Origin of the sequence: Streptomyces sp. NPDC088124 (assembly GCF_040685895.1) — a bacterium.
Lineage (GTDB): Bacteria > Actinomycetota > Actinomycetes > Streptomycetales > Streptomycetaceae > Streptomyces.
Map to the genome: position 1 here is coordinate 1 of NZ_JBFBJB010000077.1, position 21896 is coordinate 21896.

General features: G+C 72.1%; 22 protein-coding genes. 7 read left to right on the forward strand and 15 right to left on the reverse strand.

From position 1 onward, the window contains the following. Positions 1-125: 125 nt before the first annotated feature. The 4 genes from AB0P17_RS38650 to AB0P17_RS38665 all read right to left on the reverse strand — a co-directional run bounded on the left by AB0P17_RS38650 (position 126) and on the right by AB0P17_RS38665 (position 4028). Positions 126-812, reverse strand: coding sequence for a response regulator transcription factor (locus tag AB0P17_RS38650; protein WP_365818923.1), 687 nt, complete (start codon positions 810-812; stop codon positions 126-128). Continuing rightward, a complete protein-coding gene (locus tag AB0P17_RS38655) occupies positions 809-2077 on the reverse strand; it encodes a histidine kinase (protein WP_365818985.1) in 1269 nt (422 codons plus the stop codon). Before AB0P17_RS38655 ends, AB0P17_RS38650 begins: the two co-directional genes overlap by 4 nt. Positions 2078-2262: 185 nt before the next feature. Next, entirely contained in the window at positions 2263-3087 is an 825-nt protein-coding gene (locus tag AB0P17_RS38660) for an ABC transporter permease (protein ID WP_365818925.1), read from the reverse strand. Continuing rightward, positions 3084-4028 (reverse strand): ABC transporter ATP-binding protein, encoded by a 945-nt coding sequence (locus AB0P17_RS38665; RefSeq protein WP_365818927.1) that lies wholly within the window; start codon positions 4026-4028, stop codon positions 3084-3086. Before AB0P17_RS38665 ends, AB0P17_RS38660 begins: the two co-directional genes overlap by 4 nt. A 198-nt stretch (positions 4029-4226) precedes the next feature. Between AB0P17_RS38665 and AB0P17_RS38670 the strand changes: the two genes are divergently transcribed. From AB0P17_RS38670 to AB0P17_RS38680, 3 genes are read left to right on the forward strand one after another with little or no spacing between them, the layout of a single operon-like run. Then, on the forward strand, positions 4227-4784 hold the full coding sequence (locus tag AB0P17_RS38670; RefSeq protein WP_365818929.1) for a GNAT family N-acetyltransferase: 558 nt from the start codon (positions 4227-4229) through the stop codon (positions 4782-4784). Positions 4785-4804: 20 nt separating this feature from the next. Then, on the forward strand, positions 4805-5269 hold the full coding sequence (locus AB0P17_RS38675; RefSeq protein WP_365818931.1) for an AraC family transcriptional regulator: 465 nt from the start codon (positions 4805-4807) through the stop codon (positions 5267-5269). Between the two features lie 34 nt (positions 5270-5303). Continuing rightward, a complete protein-coding gene (locus tag AB0P17_RS38680) occupies positions 5304-5714 on the forward strand; it encodes a VOC family protein (RefSeq protein WP_365818933.1) in 411 nt (136 codons plus the stop codon). A gap of 30 nt (positions 5715-5744) precedes the next feature. Here the strand turns inward: AB0P17_RS38680 and AB0P17_RS38685 are convergent, their stop codons facing one another. The 6 genes from AB0P17_RS38685 to AB0P17_RS38710 form a co-directional block, all read right to left on the reverse strand. Continuing rightward, a complete protein-coding gene (locus AB0P17_RS38685; protein ID WP_365818935.1) occupies positions 5745-7454 on the reverse strand; it encodes a type VI secretion protein in 1710 nt (569 codons plus the stop codon). Position 7455: 1 nt separating this feature from the next. Beyond that, positions 7456-8940 carry an ATP-binding protein gene (locus AB0P17_RS38690; protein WP_365818937.1) on the reverse strand — a complete coding sequence of 495 codons (1485 nt, stop codon included), beginning with the start codon at positions 8938-8940 and terminating at the stop codon, positions 7456-7458. Positions 8941-9058: 118 nt separating this feature from the next. After that, positions 9059-10612, reverse strand: coding sequence for an SCO6880 family protein (locus AB0P17_RS38695; protein WP_365818939.1), 1554 nt, complete (start codon positions 10610-10612; stop codon positions 9059-9061). Further along, a complete protein-coding gene (locus AB0P17_RS38700; RefSeq protein ID WP_365818941.1) occupies positions 10609-11970 on the reverse strand; it encodes a hypothetical protein in 1362 nt (453 codons plus the stop codon). The genes AB0P17_RS38695 and AB0P17_RS38700 overlap by 4 nt, the downstream gene beginning before the upstream one ends. Beyond that, a complete protein-coding gene (locus tag AB0P17_RS38705; protein ID WP_365818943.1) occupies positions 11960-12817 on the reverse strand; it encodes a hypothetical protein in 858 nt (285 codons plus the stop codon). The genes AB0P17_RS38700 and AB0P17_RS38705 overlap by 11 nt, the downstream gene beginning before the upstream one ends. A 202-nt stretch (positions 12818-13019) precedes the next feature. Then, on the reverse strand, positions 13020-13328 hold the full coding sequence (locus tag AB0P17_RS38710; protein ID WP_003985768.1) for a hypothetical protein: 309 nt from the start codon (positions 13326-13328) through the stop codon (positions 13020-13022). A gap of 499 nt (positions 13329-13827) precedes the next feature. On the opposite strand from AB0P17_RS38710, the gene AB0P17_RS38715 reads away from it, so the two are divergent. Then, positions 13828-14856 (forward strand): bifunctional lytic transglycosylase/C40 family peptidase, encoded by a 1029-nt coding sequence (locus AB0P17_RS38715; RefSeq protein WP_365818987.1) that lies wholly within the window; start codon positions 13828-13830, stop codon positions 14854-14856. A 419-nt stretch (positions 14857-15275) separates the two neighbouring features. After that, positions 15276-16004 carry a phosphatase PAP2 family protein gene (locus AB0P17_RS38720; protein WP_365818945.1) on the forward strand — a complete coding sequence of 243 codons (729 nt, stop codon included), beginning with the start codon at positions 15276-15278 and terminating at the stop codon, positions 16002-16004. Positions 16005-16010: 6 nt separating this feature from the next. Here the strand turns inward: AB0P17_RS38720 and AB0P17_RS38725 are convergent, their stop codons facing one another. From AB0P17_RS38725 to AB0P17_RS38740, 4 genes are all read right to left on the reverse strand, one after another. Further along, positions 16011-16640: a sortase gene (locus tag AB0P17_RS38725; RefSeq protein ID WP_365818947.1), complete on the reverse strand. Its 630-nt coding sequence runs from the start codon at positions 16638-16640 to the stop codon at positions 16011-16013. A 110-nt stretch (positions 16641-16750) separates the two neighbouring features. Beyond that, positions 16751-17686, reverse strand: a complete 936-nt coding sequence (locus AB0P17_RS38730) for a hypothetical protein (protein WP_365818949.1) — start codon at positions 17684-17686, stop codon at positions 16751-16753. Positions 17687-17876: 190 nt separating this feature from the next. Beyond that, positions 17877-19514 carry an FAD-binding oxidoreductase gene (locus tag AB0P17_RS38735; protein WP_365818951.1) on the reverse strand — a complete coding sequence of 546 codons (1638 nt, stop codon included), beginning with the start codon at positions 19512-19514 and terminating at the stop codon, positions 17877-17879. 81 nt (positions 19515-19595) lie between these two features. Further along, complete coding sequence (locus tag AB0P17_RS38740) at positions 19596-19796, reverse strand: hypothetical protein (protein ID WP_365818989.1); 201 nt, start codon at positions 19794-19796, stop codon at positions 19596-19598. A gap of 216 nt (positions 19797-20012) precedes the next feature. On the opposite strand from AB0P17_RS38740, the gene AB0P17_RS38745 reads away from it, so the two are divergent. After that, on the forward strand, positions 20013-20840 hold the full coding sequence (locus AB0P17_RS38745) for a hypothetical protein (RefSeq protein WP_365818953.1): 828 nt from the start codon (positions 20013-20015) through the stop codon (positions 20838-20840). A 177-nt stretch (positions 20841-21017) separates the two neighbouring features. Further along, positions 21018-21257 carry a hypothetical protein gene (locus AB0P17_RS38750; RefSeq protein WP_365818955.1) on the forward strand — a complete coding sequence of 80 codons (240 nt, stop codon included), beginning with the start codon at positions 21018-21020 and terminating at the stop codon, positions 21255-21257. An 84-nt stretch (positions 21258-21341) separates the two neighbouring features. Here AB0P17_RS38750 and AB0P17_RS38755 read toward each other — a convergent pair whose 3' ends face one another. Further along, positions 21342-21794 (reverse strand): metal-sensitive transcriptional regulator, encoded by a 453-nt coding sequence (locus tag AB0P17_RS38755; RefSeq protein ID WP_365818957.1) that lies wholly within the window; start codon positions 21792-21794, stop codon positions 21342-21344. Between the last annotated feature and the right edge of the window lie 102 nt (positions 21795-21896).

A 21896-nucleotide genomic window follows, 5' to 3' on the forward strand; every position in this document is an offset into this window, starting at 1 on the left:
AGGGGGGACCCTGTGGGAGAGTAGGACGCCGCCGAACAATTATTGTGGGAATGCCCCGCACCGTATGGTGCGGGGCATTTCTGCGTTCAGGGGCAATCAGGGGCCGGGTCCCCGCTCCGAGGTGTTTATTCCGGGGCTACCAGGCGGCTGTCGTATGCCAGGATCACCGCCTGGACGCGGTCTCGTGCGCCCGTCTTGGCGAGGATGCGGGAGACGTGCGTCTTCACGGTCGATTCGGCGAGATGGAAGCGCCCCGCGATTTCCTGGTTCGTCCAGCCCCGGCCGATGGCGGTGAGGATTTCCTGTTCCCGGTCGGTGAGTCGGGCCAGTTTGGGGTGGGGTGTGTCGTCGGTCGGCTCCGTGGCTGATGGGGGTGTGCCGTTCGCCGGCAAGTGGTGGACGTACGCGTTCAGGAGACGGCGCGTCAGGCTCGGTGCGACCACGGCGTCGCCGCTCGCGACCGCGCGGATCCCGGAGAGCAGCTCCTCCGGGAGGGCGTCCTTGACCAGGAACCCGCTGGCGCCCGCCCGTAGCCCGGCGTACGCGTACTCGTCCAGGTCGAACGTCGTCATGATGAGGATCCTGGTACGGCTGCCGGCGGCGACGATTCTGCGGGTGGCCTCGATGCCGTCCAGGCCCGGCATACGGATGTCCATCAGGACGACGTCGGGGTGCAGTTCGGCCGTGAGCCGTACCGCCTCCGAGCCGTTCCCCGCCTCGCCCAGGAGCGTCATGTCGTCCTGGCTTTCCAGGAGCATGCGGAACCCGAAGCGCTGCATGGGCTGGTCGTCGACGACGAGCACGGTGGTCACTGGTCTGCTGTGCCCTTCGCTGCTGTCACTGCTGTCACTGGTGTGTCCTTCGGAGGACCCGGGAGGTGGGTGCTCGGGAGGTGGAGGCGTACGCGCCAGCCGTCCGCCGGGTGGGGCGACGGGCCGGCCTCCAGTGTGCCGTCGTACAGGGCCGCACGCTCACGCATTCCGGCGATGCCCCGGCCCGTGACGGGCTCGTTCCGGTGCTCGGTCCCAGTTGCCGCCGAGTCGGTGATCACCACCGTCACGCCGTCCGGTGCGGAGGACACGCTCACGTCGGCCCTGGTCGGCTCGCCCGACCTGTCCACCCGGTGCGCGTGCTTGAGCGTGTTGGTGAGGGCCTCCTGCACCACTCGGTAGATCGTGAGCTGCTGTCCGGCCGCCAGGGCGTCGGTATGTCCGTGCACCGTCATGCGTACGGGCAGGCCGGCGGCCCGTACGCCGTCGACCAGGTGGTCCAGGTCGGCCAGTGCCGGCTGTGGTGCCAGTTCGGCGGTCGGGGTCTCGCGCAGGACGTCCAGGAGGCGGCGCAGTTCCGCGAGGGCCTGTCGGCTCGTCGTGCCGATGGCCTCCAGCGCCTCCGTCGCGCGCTGCGGGTTCTTCCTCGCCGCGTACGAGCCGCCGTCGGCGAGGCCCGTGATGACGGAGAGGTTGTGGCCGATGATGTCGTGCATCTCGCGCGCGATACGGGTGCGTTCGGCCGCGGCGGCGAGCTGGGCCTGCTGGTCGCGTTCGACCTCCAGTCGCCGTGCGCGTTCGACGAGTGCCGCGGTGTACTCCTGGCGGCTGCGGATGGCCAGTCCCAGCAGGGCGGCCACCGCGAGGCTGTTCATCGCCGGCATGAACTGCTGGCTCCAACTGTCCTCCGGGTAGCGGGTAGCGCCCAGTACGAGGGGCACCAGCGCGAGCGTGACGGAGCCGGCGAGAGTACGGAGCGGAAGCCGCAGCGCGATGTTGCAGACGATGACCAACTGGAGGAAGGACGCCTGAAGGTGGGCACCGCTCCAGCTGTTGACCAGGGCGAACGGCAGCATCACCAGCAGCACGGCGACCGGGTGGCTGCGGCGCCACAGCAACGGTACGGAGAAGCCGAGGCTCATCGACACCACCAGCCATACCGGGACCGCCGCGTTGAGCGTGACGTTCCGCCAGCCGCCCGACGCGTCGATGAGCGCCGCCACCACGAAGAACGCGGTGAGATGGAGGTCCCAGGTCAGGGGGTGCCGCCGGTCGAAGCGCCGGATCCGGCCCGCGAGCCGGTTCAGCCGGCCGGTGAGCGGCCGGGCACCGGCCGACCAGCCCTCGCCGGAGGCGCTGTCCCGGCCGGGGGCCGCCCCGGGGGCGGTGACGTGCTCCTTCGCTGCTGTGTGCACATCCATATTCTCGTGGTCCTCGTGGTCCTCGTGGTCCTAGTGGTCCTTGTCTTCGTCCGCGTGGGACCGGGGAGTTGTCAGACGTCGCGGCGCTTGAGCAGGGTGCTCGCCAGGGCCAGTGTCGCCGCCGCCGTCAGCGCCAGGGCGAGCAGCGCGCCTCCCGGTGACGCGCCCTCCACCACCGGCTGGGCCGAGGTGAGGGCCTCCGTGGCCTTCGTGGGGGCGTACTTCGTCGCGTCGTGCACGATGTCGTACGGCAGCATGCCGAGCACTTCCGGCAGGACCATGACGCCTCCGAGGAAGACCCCGACCGCTCCCGGTACGGAGCGCAGTGCCGAGCCCAGACCGAGGGCGATCAGGCCGAGGAGGGTCAGTGCCGTCGCGCAGCCGAGGAGGGCGCGTATCACCCCCGGGTCGCCGAGGGAGGTCGCCTGATCGGTGTCGGAGAGGAGGAGCGCGGCCGGCAGGTAGGTGGCGAACGCCGTGACCAGGGAGACGGCGAAGACGACCGCGCCGAAGACCGCGGCCTTCGCCCACAGGACCGGCAGCCGCCGCGGGACCGCGGTCATCGAGGCGCGGATCATGCCGGTCGCGTACTCGCCCGCCGTGACGAGAACGCCCAGCACGGCGATGGCCAGCTGGGCGAGTTGCACCCCGATGAGGACCAGGACGACGGTGTCCATGTCCGCGTCGCCGCCACCGCTCTCGTACGTCGCGCCCATCAGCAGGCCGATGCCGAGGATCAGCGCGCTCGCCGACAGCAGGGTGATCCAGGTGGAGCGCAGCGACCGGAGTTTGTGCCATTCGGAGCGCAGGATGCGCGCCGGTGTCACGCGGTAGGAAGACGCGTTGTGGGAACGGGGGTTCGCGGGCGTGGCGGTGGCGGGCGCGGCGGTGCTCATGCCGTGGCTCCTTCGTGGGCGGGGCGTGCCTGGTATTCGACGGTGTCGCGGGTCAGGTCCATGAACGCCTGTTCCAGCGAGGCTGCCTGCGGGGTGAGTTCGGTCAGGGGGATGGCGTTCTCCGCGGCGATGCGGCCGATGTGCGCGCTGTCCGTGCCGTGCACCTCCAGGGTGTCCGCCGGGTCGGCGGTGATCCGTACGTCCGGGGCGGCGAGCAGTGCGCGCAGTCGCTCCGGTTGCGGGGTGACGACCTTGACGGCGGCGGTGCGGGCCGCGCCCCGTACGAAGTCGGCGACCGTCGTGTCCGCCAGCAGCCGGCCGCGGCCGATGATGATCAGGTGGTCGGCGGTGAGCGCGGTCTCGCTCATCAGGTGGGAGGAGATGAAGACCGTACGGCCTTCCGCCGCAAGGGATGTGAGGAGGTTACGGATCCACAGGACGCCCTCGGGGTCGAGCCCGTTGACCGGTTCGTCGAGGATCAGGGTGGCCGGGTCGCCGAGGAGCGCCGCCGCGATGCCCAGCCGTTGGCCCATGCCCAGCGAGAACCCCTTCACCCGCTGCCGGGCGACGGCCGTGAGACCGGCCAGCTCCAGGACGTGGGTGACGCGGCGCCGCGGGATGCCGTGGGTGTGGGCGAGTGCCAGGAGGTGGTCCTGGGCGGTGCGGCCCGGGTGGACGGAGCGGGCCTCCAGCAGGGCGCCGACCTGGGTGAGCGGGGCGGGGTGGGCGGCGTAGGAGCGGCCTGCGACGGTGGCCCGGCCGCGGGTCGGGGCGTCGAGGCCGAGCAGCATGCGCAGGGTGGTGGACTTGCCGGCGCCGTTGGGGCCGAGGAAACCGGTGACGGTGCCCGGTCTGACGGTGAAGGTGAGGTCGTCGACGACGGTCTTGTCGCCGTACCGCTTGGTGAGGCCCGCTGCTTCGAGGCCGTGTGTGCTGGTCATGGCGTCGACGGTAGGCAGCGGGCGGGCGCGGATCGTCGTACCGGGGACGGGTGATGGGGTGGTGCGTAGTACCGGGGGTGTACCGGGGATGTAGGGGCGGGCCGGGGCGCGGCGCCGTCGAGGGTGGCGGCGTACCCGGTCCGCGTGCGGGGAGAAACCCTGTTGCGGGCGGAGGCTGGGCGCGCGGAGGATCGGCCTATGGAAGACGTGATACGGGCGGTACGGCCCGGCGAATGGGCCAGGGCCAGGGAACTCCGGCTCGACGCGCTCCGGGACCCGGCGGCGCCGGTGGCCTTTCTGGAGACGTACGAGCAGGCCGTGGAGTATCCCGACGCCGTCTGGCAGGAGCGGGCGACCGGCTTCTCGGCGCGGCACGGGACCCGTTCTCGGCAGTTCGTCGCCGAGGCCCCGGACGGGAGCTGGTCGGGCTCGGTGGCCGTGCTGATCGAGGAGGCCGGGCGGGAGGACTTCTTCGGCGCCCGCGTCGAGCGGGACCAGGGGCACCTCGTCGGCGTCTTCGTACGGCCGGAGCACCGCGGTGGCGGGGTCATCGGGGCACTGGTCGCGGCCGCGCTCGACTGGGCGTGGGCGCTGGAGGACCCGCGGCTCGCGCGCGTACGGCTCTACGTGAACGACGGGAACCCGCGGGCCGCGGCCGCGTACCGCAAGCTCGGCTTCGTACCGACGGGCGGGTGCGTCCCGATGGCGGAGGACCCCTCGGCGAAGGAGCTGGAGCTGGCGGTCGGGCGTCCCTGAGCGCGTGGTGTGATGGTGGCGTGAGCCGCGCCGCAGAAGAGACCAACCGCCGCATGCTGCGGGCCAGGGACGCGATGGACCGCTCCTACGCGCAGCCGCTGGACGTCCCGGCCCTGGCCAGGATCGCCCTGGTGTCACCGGCGCACTTCACCCGCACCTTCCGGGCGACGTTCGGCGAGACGCCGCACCGCTACTTGCAGCGGCGTCGGGTCGAGCGTGCGATGTTCCTGCTGCGGGAGAGCGACCACAGCGTGACGGACATCTGCTTCGAGGTCGGCTTCGGCAGCCCGGGGACCTTCAGCCGGACGTTCCACGACATCGTCGGCCGGTCACCGCGGGACTACCGTAAGCAGGCGAGGGAGGCGGCGGCCGGGGGCGTGGGGGCCGCCGCGGGGGTGGTGGGCGTGGGGGCTGTGGGCCTGGGGGCCGTGGGCGTACCGAACTGCTTCACCATGGCGTGGACGCGGCCGAGCACTTTTGGATAAGTATTCGCCGGGATCGCCCACTACCGTGATGTGCATGTTCAACGCCATCACACACTCGCAGATCTACGTACTCGACCAGGACGAGGCCCTCGACTTCTACGTCGGCAAGCTCGGCCTCGAGGTCAATGCCGATGTCGACCTCGGCTTTATGCGCTGGCTCACGGTGAATGTCCCCGGTCACCCGGATCGCCAGGTCCTGCTGGAGAAGCCGGGGCCTCCGGCGATGTCCGAGGAGACGGCTGAGCAGGTCCGTGAGCTGGTCGCCAAGGGCGCGACGGGCGGCTCGCTCATCTTCAGCACGGACAACTGCCGCACGACGTACGAGACGCTGCTGGCCCGGGGCGTCGAGTTCACGGAGGAGCCCACGGAGCGTCCTTACGGGATCGACTGCGGCCTCCGTGACCCCTTCGGCAACAGCATCCGCTTCACGCAGCCCGTCGGTTGACCCGGTCCGTCGGTTGACCCGGTCCGTCGGCTAATAGTCGGCGCCCGGCAGTTCCCTATGGGGCCAGCGGTCCTTGCCCTGCTGCCGGGAGCGCAGCAGGGCAAGCGTCGGCATGCCTCGGTCCTGGCCGGTGGCGAGCAGCTCCGGGACCAAGGAGAACGGGGCCACCGCGGCCACGTCGTCCAGGACGAGGGACATTGGTGGGTCGAGCCGACCGTCAGATGACCGTGCGGCCATGCGGCGGCCGTGCTCGACCACGCTTGAGGTGAGTGCGGTGAGCAGCGGCATCGCACCCGGGCGGGCGCGGGGATCTTCGATCGGCTCGCCCACCACATAGAGCGTGCCCCCCTCGCTCACAAAAGAATCCAGCGCGAGGGCATCTGTTCTGTTCGGCGTGCAGGCGTCGCGGATGTGCACCGATGAGAGGGCGGAGAGCGCCCGGGCCGTCAACTGCTGGGCGACGTCGCGGCGTTCGGGATGCGCGGTGAGCGCGGACTCCAGCAGTCCGGCGAGGCCGGAGGCCGCCTTGGAGTGCGAACGGAGGATCCGTACGGCCTCCTGGGCACCCCCGCCCTGCGCCCAGCGCAGCACCTGTTTCACCGGCCGCCCGTCCACGGCCGCGGCATGCAGCCAGCAGCGCAGGAGGGTCTCCGCCGTGTCGGCCATGGCGGCGTCGAGCAGTGCGCGCGGGCGTACGGGGGAGAGCAGGGCGGTCGCGCGGGCGGCGGCGACGGCGGGGTCCTCGCATCCGGCGGTGGGGGACCAGTGGAGCCGGTCGGGGGTGTCGCAGAGGTGGCCCGGGTCGTAGACGAGGACGGGGCCGAGCTTGGCGCGCGTGTCCTTGGTCTCGTCCCACACGGCGGGGGCGGAGGTGACGACGAGGGCGGGGCCCGCGGCGTCCAGGACGGCCTGGACGGCGGCGGGCCGGCGGGTGGCGGGGTCGCCGTACCGGACGCGCGGGGCGGGGACGGACACCGTGGCGGGGGCGGGCGCGGGGGCCGGCGCGAGGGGTGGTTCCTGGAGCGGGGCCGATGGCGGGTGCGGTGCCGGTGCCTGTGCGGGAGGTGGGACGGGGGCGGGGGCCGGGTTCTGGGCCTGGCCGTGCACCGGTGCCGGGCCCGGTCTGTGCGGTGGGTTCTTGCCGAGTGGGTCGTGGGGCGTGTCGTGCGCCGGCGGCGCGTGCTCCAGGGCGGTTTCCGGCGCCGGTTCGCGGATGGGGTGGTGGGCCTGCGCGGGAGCCGGCGCCGGGGTCTGCCGGGGTACGACGTCCTGTGCGTCCCGTGCGTCCCGTGCGTCCCGTGCGTCCTGCGCCCTGCGTCCGTCCGGTGCGTCCTGCTCGTACCGCCGTTGTTCCTTGCGTCTCGCCCGTACCACCCGGTACCGCGCCGTCACCCCGAGCACGAAGACCGTCAGGACGGTCAGCACCATGAGCTGGCTGATCAGCAGGCCCCAGAACAGCCCGTATCCCGACAGCTCCCCCGGCGGGGTCTCCGGCCACGCGCCCGGGAGGTCGTGGGGTGCGGAGGCCAGTTCGCGCATGGCCATGGGCGTACGGACGAAGGTCACGCCCTTGGGCCAGGCGCCGTGGGTGAACAGTCCCGCCAGCCCCGTGGCCGTCCAGACCAGCAGCGTCAGCCCGAGCAGGAAGCCCAGCAGGCCCACCAGCAGTCCGTCGGGGATGCCGCCCTGGCCGCCCTGGCCGCCCGGTCCGGGCCGCCGCTCCTCCTGGTGGCGCGGCATGTCACGCCACCGTCGACTCGGAGGACTCGTTGTACTGGCGTTGCCGTTCGAGCAGGGCCGCCCGCTGTTCCGCCTCCCACTCCGCGGCCCGCATGTCCTCGTGCGGCTCGTGCGGTTCGTAGGGAGCGGGTGGCAGCAGCCCGGCGCGCCGGGCCTGGGCCGCGTCGGCGGCGTCCGACGCCTCGGAGTTCTCGGTCATCGCCCGGTCGGTGAAGACCAGCGGCCGTTCCGCCTCCGTCACCAGGTGTTTGACGACCTGGACATTGCCGTTGACGTCCCAGACCGCGATGCCGGGGGTGAGCGTCGGGATGATCTCCACCGCCCAGCGGGGCAGGCCGAGGACCCGGCCCGTCGCTCTGGCCTCGTCGGCCTTCTGGGCGTAGATCGTCCGGGTCGACGCCATCTTGAGGATGGCCGCGGCCTCGCGGGCCGCCGCCCCGTCGACCACGTCGGAGAGGTGGTGGACGACCGCCACGAAGGAGAGGCCGAGCCGCCGGCCGAACTTCAGCAGCCGCTGGAAGAGCTGGGCGACGAAGGGCGAGTTGATGATGTGCCAGGCTTCCTCGACGAGGAAGATGCGCTTCTTGCGGTCGGGGCGGATCCAGGTGTGCTCCAGCCAGACGCCGACGATCGCCATCAGGATCGGCATCGCGATCGAGTTGCGGTCGATGTGCGAGAGGTCGAAGACGATCAGCGGAGCGTCCAGGTCGATGCCGACGGTCGTCGGGCCGTCGAACATGCCGCGCAGGTCACCGTCGACCAGCCGGTCCAGGACCAGGGCGACATCGAGGCCCCAGGCCCGTACGTCGTCCAGGTCGACGTTCATGGCCTGGGCCGACTCGGGTTCGGGGTGGCGCAGTTGCTCGACGATGTCCATCAGCACGGGCTGCCGTTCGACGATCGTCTCGTTGACGTAGGCGTGCGCGACCTTGAGGGCGAAGCCGGAGCGTTCGTCGAGGCCGTGGCCCATGGCGACTTCGATGATCGTACGGAGCAGGGCGAGCTGCCCGGTGGTGGTGATCGACGGATCGAGCGGGTTGAGCCGGATGCCGTGGTCGAGGGCGGCCATCGCGTCGAGCCGGATGGGGGTTATGCCCAGTTCCTGGGCGATGAGGTTCCACTCGCCGGCGCCGTCCTCGCCCTGGGCGTCCAGGACGACGACCTGGCGGTCGCGGAAGCGGAGCTGGCGCAGGACGTAGGTCTTCTCCAGGGCCGACTTGCCGTTGCCGGACTCGCCGAGGACCAGCCAGTGCGGGGCGGGCAGCTGCTGTCCGTACAGCTGGAAGGGGTCGTAGATGTAGCCCTTGCCGCTGTAGACCTCACGGCCGATGATCACACCCGAGTCGCCGAGGCCGGGGGCGGCGGTGGGCAGGTAGACGGCCTGGGCCTGGCCCGTCGACGTACGGACGGGCAGCCGGGTCGTCTCCACCTTCCCGAAGAGGAAGCTGGTGAAGGCTTCCGTGAGGACGGACAGCGGATCTCGCACCACAGGCCCCTTTCGGCTCTTCGGCTACGGCGGACATCTTTGCGGGTACGGCGGATATGACGGGTACGGCGGTGAGGGACGCGGCGGCCGCCGGTGTCAGCAGTGGCCGCCGTCGGCGTCAGCGGCGGATACCGGTCGCGAACGGCAGGGTGTTCACGAAGGCCCGGTGGTGCTCGCGGTCGCACCACTCCAGCTTCAGGTACGACTTGCCGGCCGAGGCTCTGATCGTCCGCTTGTCCCTGGCCAGGCTCTCGGGGGACCTGGACGAGACGGTGATGTACCCGACGAGGTTGACCCCCGCCGCCCCGCTGGCGAGGTCCTCGCCCCGCTGGTCCAGCCGGCCGTGCGCGGCGATGTCGCGCGGGTCGACCGTGCGGTTCATCTTGGCGGCGCGGCTGGCTTCCGCGTCGTCGTTCGTCTTCTCCGTCAGCATCCGCTCGATGGCGATCTCGGTCGGTTCGAGGTCCATCGTGACCGAGACCGTACGGATCACATCGGGGGTGTGGACGAGCAGCGGCGCCAGGAAGTTGACGCCCACCGGGGTCATGGGCCACTCCTTGACCCAGGCGGTGGAGTGGCACCAGGGGGCGCGCGTCGACGATTCACGGGTCTTGGCCTGGAGGTACGTCGGCTCCATGGCGTCCAGCTCGGCCGGCCAGGCGTTTCGTTTCGTCATGGCCTGGATGTGGTCGATGGGGTGGTCCGGGTCGTACATCGAGTGGACGAGCGAGGCGAGCCGTCCCTGGCCGAGGGGCTGCCGTACGCGGATGTCCGCCTCGGCGAGCCGGGCGCAGATGTCGGTCAGTTCGCGGGCCATGACGACGGCGAGGCCCGCGTCCCGGTCGAGCTTCTTCGTGCCGGCGGCCTGCCGGGCGGCGCGGGCCATGGCCTGGCCCTCGGCGGCCAGTTCGCGGGTGTAGTGCATGCAGGCGACGAGATACGCGCGGTGCTGCTCGCTGGAGGTGGAGACCATTGACTGGAGCTGGTCGTACGAGTCCTGGAGCCAGCCGGGCGCGTTGGCGTCGCCGCGCTGGGCGACGTCCTTCTCGTGGGCGTCGGGGTCGGCGGGCAGCGTACGGGCGAGCATCTGGAGGCGAGTGACGAAGCCGTCGCCGTTGGCGACATGCTTGAGGAGGGTGCCGAAGCGGTCGACCAGGGCCTCCTGGTCCTCGCTGTCGCGCAGGCCGACGCCGGGGCCCTCGATCTCGATGGCGGCGGTGACGGTGCGCCGGTCGGCGTGGAGCAGGACGGCGATCTCGTCGGGGCCGAAGGGCGCGGCCAGCCAGTTGATCCGGCCGATGCCGGGGGGCGGGCCGACCTCGACCTCGCGGCCGTCGGCGCGGGTGCCGGCCTCCATGGCGCCGGAGCGGTAGGCGGTGCCGTTGCGCAGGGTGCGCTTGAAGCTGCGGTTGATCTCGAACCACTTGTAGACCGTGCGCTGCTTGTACGGCATGTAGACGGCGGCGAGCGCGAGGAGCGGGAAGCCGGTCAGTGTCACGATCCGCAGGGACAGGACGGGCACGAGCAGGCCGCACATCATGCCGACGAACGCGCCGGCGATGATCAGGGCGATCTCGCCGGTCTCGCGGTTCTTGCCGACGATCGCGTTGGGCCTGGCGCGGCCGATGAGATACGTACGGCGGGGCGCCATCGGTTGGGACTGGGTCGTCAACGCCCTCCACCTCCAGTGCTGTTGTTGCCGGTACCGGTGCCGCGGGAGCCGCGTGCACTGTGGGGGGTGGAGCTGGTGGGGCTGCTGCTACGGGGCGGGGGCGTGGCGGAGGGGAGCGGCCCGCCGCCTCCGCCGCCTCCGCCTCCGGAGGTGCCGCGGGAGCTGTGGGCGGCGACGCCGCCGGAGACCGGGTTGGCCGGGCGTGCGCCGGCGCCGCCTCCGCCGTCGCCCTGGCCGCCGCGGCCGCTGTGGGTCTTGATGCCCTGCGAGACGAGGGCGGCGGGCGAGCTGATGAGGGCGGCGGCCTGGGAACCGTCGGTGGCCTGCTTGCGGTTGGTGCGGGCGGAGGCGATCTCGTCGCCGAAGCCGGGCACGAAGCGGTAGATCATCGCCGAGGCGAAGATCGCGAGGATGATGATGGCGAGGCCCGAGACGACGGCGGAGAGCGCGTCGGGGCCGCTGTCGGCGGAGAGCGCGCCGGCCAGGGCGAGGACGATCACGATCACCGGCTTGACCATGATGACGGCGATCATGATCCCGGCCCAGCGGCGGACGTGGCCCCACATGTTCTTGTCGACGAGCCCGGCGTAGACGACGGTGCCGAGGAGCGCGCCGACGTACAGGAGGGCCGCCCGGATGACCAGCTCCAGCCAGAGGACACCGGCGGCGAGGATCGACACGAGCGAGACGACGATCAGCATGATCGGTCCGCCGCCGATGTCGTTGCCCTTCTTGAGGGCTTCGGAGAAGCCGCCGAAGAAGACGTCCGTCTGGCCGCCGCTGGAGGTGGAGATGATCTCGGTGACGCTGTCGGTGGCGGAGACGACGGTGTAGAGGATGAGCGGGGTGAACGCCGAGGCGAGGACGGTCAGCCAGAGGAAGCCGATGGCCTCGGAGAGCGCGGTGGTGAGGGGGACGCCCCGGATGGCGCGCTTGGCGACGGCGAGGAGCCAGAGGACGAGCGTGAGGATGGTGGAGGCGGCGAAGACGACGGCGTACTGGCGGAGGAAGGAGGCGTTGGTGAAGTCGACGTTGGCGGTCTCTTTGACGGCGTCGCTGAGCTTCCCGACGATCCAGGCGGCGGCGTCGGCGCAGCCGCGGGCGAGGGAGGCGAGGGGGTCGAGGGCGTCGGTGACGCTGGGCGTGCCGCTGCCGGAAACGCCGGAGTCGCCGCTCTCGCAGTACTGCTTGCTGAGTCCGGACAGCGCCTCGCAGTCGACCTTGCCGTCGCTCGGCGTGGGACTCGGGGTCGGGGTCGGTTCCGCCGCGGCGCGCGTGGCGAACAGGAGAAGTGCCGTCTGAAGGCCCGCCAGTACGGTGACGACGGAGCGGACGCGGCGCCGGGAGCTACCTGGCATAGGTGAAGCCTCCGTACTGCTCGACAGCCTTGCTCATCTCGTCGGCCGTGGACGCCGCGACGTCGCCGGGCACCGGCGCCGGGCCGTCCTTCTGCGAGTCCGTGACGATCTTCCAGTCGCCGCCCACCCACTTGAGCTCGAAGGTGCCCGTCTGCCAGGTCGTACGCACGGGGTCGGTGGAGTCGGGGCCCGACATCCCGATCAGGCCCGTGTACCAGACCGACACCTTCGCCGTGCCCCCCGCCATGGTCTCGACCTTCGTCCCCACGGGGATGGTCCGGGAGATGAAGTCGCTGCCCTGTGGCGGGTTGCCGTCGGCGTCCAGGCCCAGTTTGCTCAGGAACTCCGTGGAGTACGCGCGGTCCTGCGGCCCCTTCAGGCCGGCCGCCGCCTCGGGGGTGTAGACGCTGTCGACGATGGTGTGGCGGCTGTCCTGGTGGAACATGCCGTTCGAGCCCAGCACCACCGCGTAGTTCGCCGCCGCGCTCGCCGCGCCCTGTTCGTCCTTGGCGAAGCCCGACGGGATCGTGCCGTTCTTGCCCGTCACCGGTTTCACGCCGGTCGCCGCCGTCGGGTCGGCGCCCGCGCCCGCCGCGCCCTTGGTGCCGTTGCCGCCGGTGGTGCCGCTGCCGCCGCGGTTCACGAACGCGATGGCGGCGATGAGCAGGACGACGACGCCCACCACGGTGACGAGGGAGCGCGAGGTCCGGGCCGGGCGGCGCGGGGCGCCGTAGGGGTCGGTGCCTCTGCCGTCGGGCAGGCGGGTACGGGTCTGGCCCGAGCCGCCGAAGCCGTCGCCCTTACGGCCCGGGTCGCCGCCGTAGCCGTGCTCGTCGCCGAAGCTCATGCCGGGTACGCTCCCTCAGCCGTGTGCGATTCCGCGTAGTACGACGGTAGCCGTGCTGGTTCCCGCGCGGGCGCGGTGTGGTGACTCGACATCAGGGTGACGCAACCTCAGCGGGTGGATGCGAAGGACAGGTGGGGTCGAGGGATGGACGGGGGATAGGAGGGGCAGGAGGGAGCGCTGGGCAGGGGGAGGCGGGGCCGCGTCAGACGGCCATGCCGTACACGATGGTGAAGAGCGTGCCCAGTGAGCCGATGATGAAGACGCCGGTCAGCCCGGCGACGATCAGGCCCTTGCCCTGCTCGGCGCTGAACGTGTCCCGGAGCGCCGTCGCCCCGATCCGCTGCTTCGCCGCGCCCCAGATCGCGATACCGAGGCAGAGAAGGATGGCCACGGCCATCACGACCTCGATCATGACTCGGGCCTCGTTGCCCAGTGTCCCGAAGGGCCCCCAGTTGGGCGCGATGCCACCGATGATGGTGGTGATGTCGCCCTTTTCGGCCGCCAGGTACATGTAACTCACCGCCCCTGTTGGGTCATTCACGCCCGTGCCCCATGACACGGGTCACCCTCTATCTTCGCTGATGGAACGGGCCACGTATGCCGGTTGGCGGCTCTCTTTACCCGATCCCCGCACAGATGACCGACCCGGGGCGCTGACCTGCCACGGATCGGAGTATGCGCGGACGCGTATGGTCACTCTGTGTATCACGGGGCGTGACTCCGGGCAATGACTGTCGTTGATACACCTTTATGGCCTCGGTCACCCTGGCTCGATCTCCCCGGCCTGATCTCCCCGGCCTGGTTTCCCCGGCTCGATCTCCCCGACTCGGCTCGGCTCGGTCTCCTCCGGTGCGGGCCCGGGCGTCGCCGGATCTCTCGGGCAGGGGCCCGGCCGCGCGGCGCCGTGCGCCCCCTGTGTCCTCATGTCCTCGGAGTGCACCCCCTGTTGCGCGGGCCGCCCGCCTACACTGGCCAGTCGGCAGTGGCCCTGAGGCGGAGGGTGGGTGACGGTGCGTAAGGCGTGGCTGGTCGTGGCCGGCGTGGGCGGACTGTCGATGTCCTTCGTCGCGCTGCTCGTCGTGGGGACCTACTCCGCCGCCGCCGGACTCGTCGGGGGTACGGCCGGGGGCGGCCGGGCCGTGGGGCTGGCCAAGGGGGCCGTTCCGGCGGCGTACCAGAACATCGTGTCGACGTGGGGCAACCTCTGCCCCGCCATCAATCCCGCCCTGCTCGCCGCGCAGTTGTACCAGGAGAGCGGGTGGAATCCGAGCGCCCAGAGCCCGGCGAACGCCAAGGGCATCGGGCAGTTCATCCCCGGCACGTGGGAGGCTCACGGGATCGACGGGAACAAGGACGGCGTCCGGGACATCTGGAACCCGGAGGACGCGATACCCTCCGCCGCCTCGTACGACTGCGAGCTCGCCAAGTACGTGAAGGACGTGCCCGGCGACCCGACCAGCAACATGCTCGCGGCGTACAACGCCGGGGCGTACGCGGTCATCAAGTACCAGGGTGTCCCGCCGTACCGGGAGACCCAGAACTACGTCAAGATCATCCGCACGCTGGAGAAGAGCTTCGCCCGGCCCGTCGGACGCGTCGAGCCGTCGAAGCAGGCCGCCGCGGCCATCTACTTCGCGCAGCAGAAGCTCGGTACGCCCTACCTGTGGGGCGGGAACGGGACCGCCGACCAAGGAGGGCGGTTCGACTGCTCGGGGCTGACGCAGGCGGCGTACCGGACCGTGGGGATCGAGCTGCCCCGGGTGGCCAACGACCAGTACAACGCGGGCAAGCATCCCTCGCGCGACGAGCTGCTGCCCGGGGACCTCGTCTTCTTCTCGGACGATCTCACCGACTCGCGGGCCATCCGGCACGTCGGGCTCTACGTGGGGGGCGGGTACATGATCAACGCGCCGTACACCGGTGCCGTGATCCGGTTCGACAAGATCGACACCCCGGATTACTTCGGGGCGACCAGAGTTACCGAGGACGGCGCGAAATCGCTCCCGACCGATCTGCCGGGGAGCCGGCCGGAGAGCTGAACCGGGCCGCACGGCGGCCTTCGTGACCGGGCAGGGACTGGAGGTGAACCGTGCGCGAGCCGTGCGTGAACCGGCCGATTGGCCGGAAGTGGTCGTCCGCAGCTGTCCCGGAACCGCGCTGAGCTGCGACTTTGTATCACTCTTCGATAACGTCATGGTGATCGTTCGGTAGAGACCGGAACGGCGGCGGTGTGTGGGCCGTTCCCTGGACGAGAGCTGCGGTACTGATCACTTCGATCACGCGGCGGTCCGCGCGGCAGGTGTGCAGGCGTCACGACAGACGTACAGATGTACAGATGTCACGGCACGCGCCACGCGGCAGGTCGCGCAGCAATTCCGTACCGACCACGGGGGTTGGCGGAAGCGGCGCACCCGGAGGTGCGCCGTGGCGGGCTACAAGGCTTAAGGGGCCGCAGCAGATGGCTGGACTCGTACTGGACGGATCGAACCCCGATGTCGGTCTGCTCTACGACATCAACGGACTGGCCAAGGACGCCCCGTCCTGGTTCGACCGCGTCATGGGGTTCACCGGCGAGTACGGGATCATGCTCGCGCTGGTCCTCGTCGCGCTCTGGTGCTGGTGGAGCGTGCGCGGGCGCGGCTCCGCCGAGGATTCGGTCACGGCCGTCGCCGGGCTGGTCTGGGCGCCGCTCGCCGCGGGGATCGCGCTGCTGATCAACATCCCGATCCGCGGATTCGTGGAACGGCCGCGGCCGTTCGTCGACCACAGGGGTCTCGAAGTCCTCGTCACGGGCAAGACGGACTACTCGTTCGTCAGCGATCACGCCACGATGGCGATGGCCATCGGTGTCGGGGTCTTCATCGCCCACCGGAAGTTCGGTCTGGTCGCCATCGGCCTGGCCCTCTTCGAAGGCTTCTGCCGCGTCTACATGGGCGTCCACTACCCGACCGACGTGATCGGCGGCTTCGCCCTCGGCACGGCCGTCGCCCTGCTCCTCACCCCGCTCGCGCTCGCGCTGCTGACGCCGCTGGTCTCGGCGGTCGCCCGCTCGGAGCGGCTCGGCCCGCTCGTACGGTCGCGGCGGGCGCGCGAGGCGGACCGTACGGCGGGTGCCGAAGCGGTCGGCGGTACGCGGCCCCTGGGCATCCCGGACCAGCGCCCCGACGACAACAACCTGGCCGCCTGAGCCGCCCTAGGGGACCGCCGCGGCGCTGACCACCACGTTCGAGTCCCAGTGGCCGTTGGCGTCGATGACGCCGCCGCAGGTGATCAGCCGCAGCTGCGGGTCGGGCACCGGACCGTAGACCCGCTCCGTCGGGAACCGCCTCGTCGGGTACGTGTCGACCGCCGTCACCCGGAACGGCTGCCGAGTGCCGTCGCCGGACTCCGTCTCGATCAGGTCGCCCACGTGCAGCCGGCCCAGCTTGGCGAAGACCGCGTTCTTGATGTCGTCCCGGCCGTTGCGGACCGGGACGGTGCCCGGGTTGGCCGGGGCGTCCCGGTGGCCGACCAGCACGGCGGGGCCCGGCTCGCCCGGGCGCGGTCCCGCCGCGTACCAGCCGACCTTCATCGCGTGCCGGAAGCTCGGCGGGTCCAGCGTGCCCTCCGGGGCGAGTGCGAGCGGCTGGATCGCGGCGGCGACGCCGAGCGCCGGGATCCGCAGCCGTACGGGCGCGGAGGGCGGATCCGTGACCCGGACGAGCCGGGGCTCCCTGACCGCGGTCGGCGGGGGCGGCGCGGAGGGGCGGTCGGCCGTCAGGTGCAGCAGTACGGCGGTGGCCGCGCCCAGCACCGCGACGGCGAGCAGGGTGCGTATCGCCACGTCCGAGAAAGAGGAGGCGGCGGCGGAGCCCGGGCCCGAGCGGGAGGCCGAGCGGGAGGCCGAGCGGGAGGCCGAGGCGGGCGTGCCCTCCGCCCGCCTCGCCCGTCCGGTCAGGGCTCCCCGCCCGGCGTGCGGCGCTGGAGGCGGCGTACCACCAGGATCGTGCCCGCGAAGGCGGCGGCGGTGGCGCCGATGGCGAGGGACACCTCGGCGACCTGGTCACGGCCGGAGCGGACCGTGTCCGCGGCCGCCACCGGGTGGTCGGCCCCGCCGCGCGCCGCGCCGGACGGGGTGACCCGGAGCGCCCCTACGGACGGGAGGCCGGTGGCGGTGGTGTTCCGGGTGACGGAGGTGTTCCGGGTGAGGGACGCCTGGGGAATCGCCGGTGTCCTCGGGGTGACGGGAGTTCGGGGAGCGACCGGGGCCCTGGGAGTCACCGCGGTTCGCGGCGTGGTCGAGGACTTCCGGGGCGCCGGAGGTGTGCGCGGGGGCGGGGGTGTGCGCGGGGGTGTGGTCGTCGGGGGTCTCGCCCTCGACGTGGCCGAGATCGTCCCGGTCGTCGACGGCTTCGGCGAGGCCGCCGCCGTCAGCGCGGTGCCGTCCGGCGCGACCAGGCTGAAGCCCGGAATGTGCTGTCCCCGGGGCCGGTTGGGCCGGTCGTTCTTGTAGTAGTACAGCGGGTGGTTGTTGTAGAGGACCTGCGGCCGGCCGCTGTTCGCCGCGCGCAGCAGGGTTCGGGAGGTCGTGCCCATGACGCCACGCCCCTTGCTGGGGAAGCCCGTCGCCGCGGGCCAGGTCCTGGCGCACTCGCCCATGCACGGCAGGGCGTCCGGCCGGTCCGACGTCCGCATGTAGAGCGGGTTCCCCGCCCGGTCGGCCAGTGCCGGGCCCGCCGCGGTGTCGATGAGCGTCAGCTCGCCCGGATCGGTCGGCCGGTCCACGGCCGAGGCGGTGCCGGCGCCGGGGGCGAGGAGGAACAGGGTGGTGGCGGTGGAGAGTACGGCTATCCGGAGTCCGGGTCCGGGGCGTTTTCCGGGTCGGTGCATGAGTACGCCCTTGCGGTCGAAGGCCTGGCGGGGAGCCCGGCGGTGCGGGTCTGGTACCAGGTCATCGCCGGGCGTACCGGGGGGCCACCGCGGTGGGCCGTACGGCCTAGACGAGTAAGCCCGCGGTAGCGCACGGACCTTGGTGGAGCGCCGGCCGCTCCCGCGCCGGCCGGCCTTTCGGGGGCAGGCGCTACAGCGCCTGCGGGAAGTCGAAGAGCCGGTCCGGGTCGTACTGCCGCTTCAGCCCGCTCAGCCGGTCCGCCGCCGTTCCGTAGTAGGCGGCGCGCCAGTCGGTCAGGGTGGCGTCGACGTAGTTCTGGTAGGCGGCGCCCGACGCGTACCTGCGCATCGACCCATGGGCGTTTTTCAGCCAGGCCTGCTGCCGCGTTCCCTCGATGCCGGGTCGCCACGCGCCTATGTACTGGGCGAGCATCCGCGAGCGCCGGTGGACGAAGGCCGTCGCTCCCGGATCGACGCGGTTGACCGCCCCGCCGAGCGCGGTGAGCGCGACCGAACCGCCGCCGCCCTGGGCCGCCGGGAGCCGCGTGAACCCCTCGACCGCGGTGGTCAGCGCGCGCCGTCCCGCGGCGGACAGGGAGCGGTCGAAGAAGTCGGAGGCGGCGGCGTACGTCTCGCGCCCCAGCGCGCCCCGGGGGTCGCGGCCCGGGGTCGTACCGGGCAGCCCGCACTGCTCCTCCGGGTAGTCGGCGCAGCCCGCGTAGCCGAGCATCGCCTCCTCGTAGCCGCGGCGGCGTACGGAGACGGAGCGCGCGGAGCCGGGGCCGCCGGGGCCGTCGGCGAGGCGGTCGATCGCGTTCTTGAGGTCCTGTTCGGTGCCGAGGGAGAGGACGGAGAGCGAGAGCGTGGGCGTGCTGCCGCCGGGACCCGCCGCGAGATGGAGCGCGGACCAGATCTCGTCCGGCTGCTCGGGCCCCCACTGCTGCCAGGCGGCGAGCAGCGCCTCCGCCTTCGACCAGGGCCAGCTCGCGTCCGCGACGACCACTTCGGGCGCCGGATGCGTACGGAAACGCAGCTCGGTGACGATGCCGAAGTTGCCGTTCCCGGCGCCGCGCAGAGCCCAGAAGAGGTCCTGGTTCCGCTGCGCGTCGGCGGTCAGCCGCCTGCCGTCGGCCGTGACGACGGTCGCGGAGAGCAGGCTGTCGCAGGTGAGGCCGTACGCGCGGGAGGTGACGCCGTGACCGCCGCCCAGGGTGAGCCCGGCGATGCCGACCGTGGGGCAGGAACCGGCGGGGATCGTACGGCCGCGGGCCGCGAGGGCGCGGTAGACGGCGGAGAGCCGGGCGCCCGCGCCGATCCGGGTCTCCGTGCCCGTGTACGAGAGGGAGTCGAGCCTCGACACGTCGATGACGAGCCGGCCGTTGCCGCTGGACCAGCCCGCGTACGAGTGGCCGCCGCCGCGGATCGAGACGGACGTACGGTGCGTGCGCGCGAAGGCGAGGCACTCGCGGATGTCGTCCTCGCCGGCGGCATAGGCGACGGCGGCGGGCTTCAGGTGGTCGTAGCGGGTGTTGTAGAGCTGCCGGGCGGTGGCGTACCCGGCGTCGCCGGGCCGGACGAGACCGCCGTCGAGCCCCCGCGCGAGGGCGTCCCAGCGCGGTGGCGCCGAGGCGGCGGCCGCGGTGGAGTCCGGAGCGGGGGACGTGCCCTTGCCCGGCGCCTCGCCGGCGTCGGGGGTGCCGCTCCCGGCTCCCGTATCGCTCTGCCCGCCGCCTCCGGTTCCGCTCTCCGTACCGCTTCCCGGGCCGGAGCAGGCCGTGGCGGTGGCCGCCAGCCCGGCCGCGACGGCGAGCAGTGTGCGCCGTTCCATCTGTGCCCTCCCCATGACGACGTCCCGGTGTACGGGACGGTCCACGGGGTGCGGCGGGTTCCACCGGGCGTTGCCGGGCGGTCAGCGGGGGGCTGTCCCGGCGTGGTCGTCGGTGTGGTCGTCGGTGTGGTGGTCGGCATCGGCGCGGGCACGGTCGCGGGCTCTTCGGGCCGGTCCCGACCAGCCGCAGGTGCAGCGCGCCAGACAGAACGACCCGCGTTCGACGGTCGTGGCCGTATGCGCCGCGACGGTGGCGGACGCGGGGGAGACGGGGGACGCCAGGGGTACGGCGCGGAGGGTGGTGGGGGGTTCGGAGACGTCGTGCTCGCTCACCTCTCCACCGTACCGGTGAGTTCGCGTCCCGTGACCGGGTGCGGCGGGACGGGAACGGAGTGCCGGGGAACGGCGTGACGCGTCACGGCGGGCGTCGTTATCCGGGTTATCCGGAACGGGCGGGCCGCGGACGGGCGCCGGTCACGCGTTGGGGGTTGGCAGGCGATGGTGGTGCGGCAGCACGGACACAGAGGGGCGGCGTTCGCGGCCATGGCCATGGCGGGGGTCGTGGCCACCGCCGGCGGCTGTGCCGCGACCGGCGGCGCGGCCGCCGACGACCGGCCGGGCAGCGACCCCGGGGCGGTGCGGAAGGCGGCCGACGTACTGCGTGCCTCGGGCAGTTCCAAGGCCCGTACGTCCATGGAGATGGCGGCCGGCGGGACCCGGGTGACCATCAGGGGTGAGGGCGGGTACGACTTCGGCCGGCGGATGGGGCGGCTGCGGGTCCTGCTGCCCGGTGACGCCGCGGGCACCAGCGAGCACCGGCCGATCACCGAACTCCTCTCGCCGGGCGTGCTGTACATGAAGAACCGCGGCGCCGGGGTGCCCGCCGACAAGTGGGTCCGGGTGGACTCGACGGCCCTGGAGGACGGCAATCTGGTCACCGGCGGGGTGACGGACCCGCTCATCTCCGCCGAACTGCTGCGCGCCGCCCGGGATGTGACCTTCGTCGCGGAGCAGGATCTGGCCGGGGTACGGGTCTGGCACTACCGGGGGGTCACGGAGCTCGGCCGGGCCGCGAGGACGGCGTCGGCGGATGTGCGCGGGGCGCTGGCCGCGGCGGCGAAAGGGTTCGGCGAGGACGCGGTGCCGTTCGACGCGTATCTGGACGAGGAGGGGCGGCCGCGCAAGGTCAGGCTCCGCTTCAGCTATCTCAACCAGGGGCACCCGGTCGAGGTCGCCTCGACGACGCTGCTCTACGCGTTCGGTGAGCGGGTCGCGGTGACGCTGCCGCCGGAGGACGACATCTTCACCGGAGAGATCAAGACCTGAGCGAGCGGTTTCTGTTCGGCCCCTCGGACGGCGCGGCAAGATCAGATCAAGCCGTAACCGGGGAGGACCAAGCCGGAAATGGTCCGGACGTGCCATGCGCGGTGTGTATCACCCTCCCTACGCTAGGAAGCCGAGACCGGCGGGACCGGACGGACCGGCAGGAAGAGGTGAGGGCACGTGGCTCTGGTGCGTACGCCGCCCGTTCACGACCATGTGGCCCTCGCCGAGATCGAGTGGTGCGGCGAGCTGATGATCGCGGCGTCCGCCACGGACGGGGAACGGCTCAGCCCGGACCGCATCGACGAGGTGCTGAACGTACGGGCCGAGCGCCCCGCACCCCGGACCGAGCGCCCCGCGCAGCCGCGCCACCCGCAGCCGCCGCGGGCCCCCCGCCGACGGGAGTCCTGTCCGGAGTGAGGCGCGGCGGCCGGGGCGGGTGCGGCCGGGGCGGGTGCGGCGGCCCCGGCGGGTGCGGCAGATGGGCCGGGTGCGGCGGCCGGGTCAGGTGCGGAGCAGCCGGGCGATCGCCTTCGTCGCCTCCTCCACCTTCGCGTCGATCTCGTCACCGCCCTTGAGAGCGGCGTCGGCCACGCAGTGCCGCAGGTGCTCCTCCAGGAGCTGGAGCGCGAAGGACTGGAGCGCCTTCGTCGAAGCGGACACCTGGGTGAGTATGTCGATGCAGTAGACGTCCTCGTCGACCAGGCGCTGGAGCCCCCGGATCTGGCCCTCGATCCGGCGCAGCCGCTTGAGGTGCTCGGCCTTCTGGTGGTGGTAGCCGTGCACCCCGCGGTCATGGTCGGTTTCGGTCACGGCCGGTGCGCCGGCCGCGCCCGTGACGGCCGGGTCCGTGGCCGCCGCCGCGGGTGTGCTGCCCATCGTGTCTGTCGCTTTCGTCACGTTCGTCGCGGAGGGCGCGTCGCCCGTCGCCGCGCCGGCCGCCTCTGTGGTCGTCATCGCGTCCTCCCGCAGGTGTTCTGTGCGCTCCGTGCGCGTTGCCCGAAAAGGGGGATATACCCCACGTGGGTATATCCTACCCGTCTGTGAGCCTTGGGGCAG

Bases quoted from the DNA above. Each gene is read 5' to 3' on its own strand.
- AB0P17_RS38710 (WP_003985768.1), bottom strand. From the start codon at position 13,328: ATGTACCTGGCGGCCGAAAAGGGCGACATCACCACCATCATCGGTGGC.
- AB0P17_RS38700 (WP_365818941.1), bottom strand. From the start codon at position 11,970: ATGCCAGGTAGCTCCCGGCGCCGCGTCCGCTCCGTCGTCACCGTACTG.
- AB0P17_RS38705 (WP_365818943.1), bottom strand. From the start codon at position 12,817: ATGAGCTTCGGCGACGAGCACGGCTACGGCGGCGACCCGGGCCGTAAG.
- AB0P17_RS38670 (WP_365818929.1), top strand. From the start codon at position 4,227: ATGGAAGACGTGATACGGGCGGTACGGCCCGGCGAATGGGCCAGGGCC.
- AB0P17_RS38665 (WP_365818927.1), bottom strand. From the start codon at position 4,028: ATGACCAGCACACACGGCCTCGAAGCAGCGGGCCTCACCAAGCGGTAC.
- AB0P17_RS38745 (WP_365818953.1), top strand. From the start codon at position 20,013: ATGGTGGTGCGGCAGCACGGACACAGAGGGGCGGCGTTCGCGGCCATG.
- AB0P17_RS38720 (WP_365818945.1), top strand. From the start codon at position 15,276: ATGGCTGGACTCGTACTGGACGGATCGAACCCCGATGTCGGTCTGCTC.
- AB0P17_RS38730 (WP_365818949.1), bottom strand. From the start codon at position 17,686: ATGCACCGACCCGGAAAACGCCCCGGACCCGGACTCCGGATAGCCGTA.
- AB0P17_RS38755 (WP_365818957.1), bottom strand. From the start codon at position 21,794: ATGACGACCACAGAGGCGGCCGGCGCGGCGACGGGCGACGCGCCCTCC.
- AB0P17_RS38660 (WP_365818925.1), bottom strand. From the start codon at position 3,087: ATGAGCACCGCCGCGCCCGCCACCGCCACGCCCGCGAACCCCCGTTCC.
- AB0P17_RS38735 (WP_365818951.1), bottom strand. From the start codon at position 19,514: ATGGAACGGCGCACACTGCTCGCCGTCGCGGCCGGGCTGGCGGCCACC.
- AB0P17_RS38685 (WP_365818935.1), bottom strand. From the start codon at position 7,454: ATGCCGCGCCACCAGGAGGAGCGGCGGCCCGGACCGGGCGGCCAGGGC.
- AB0P17_RS38680 (WP_365818933.1), top strand. From the start codon at position 5,304: ATGTTCAACGCCATCACACACTCGCAGATCTACGTACTCGACCAGGAC.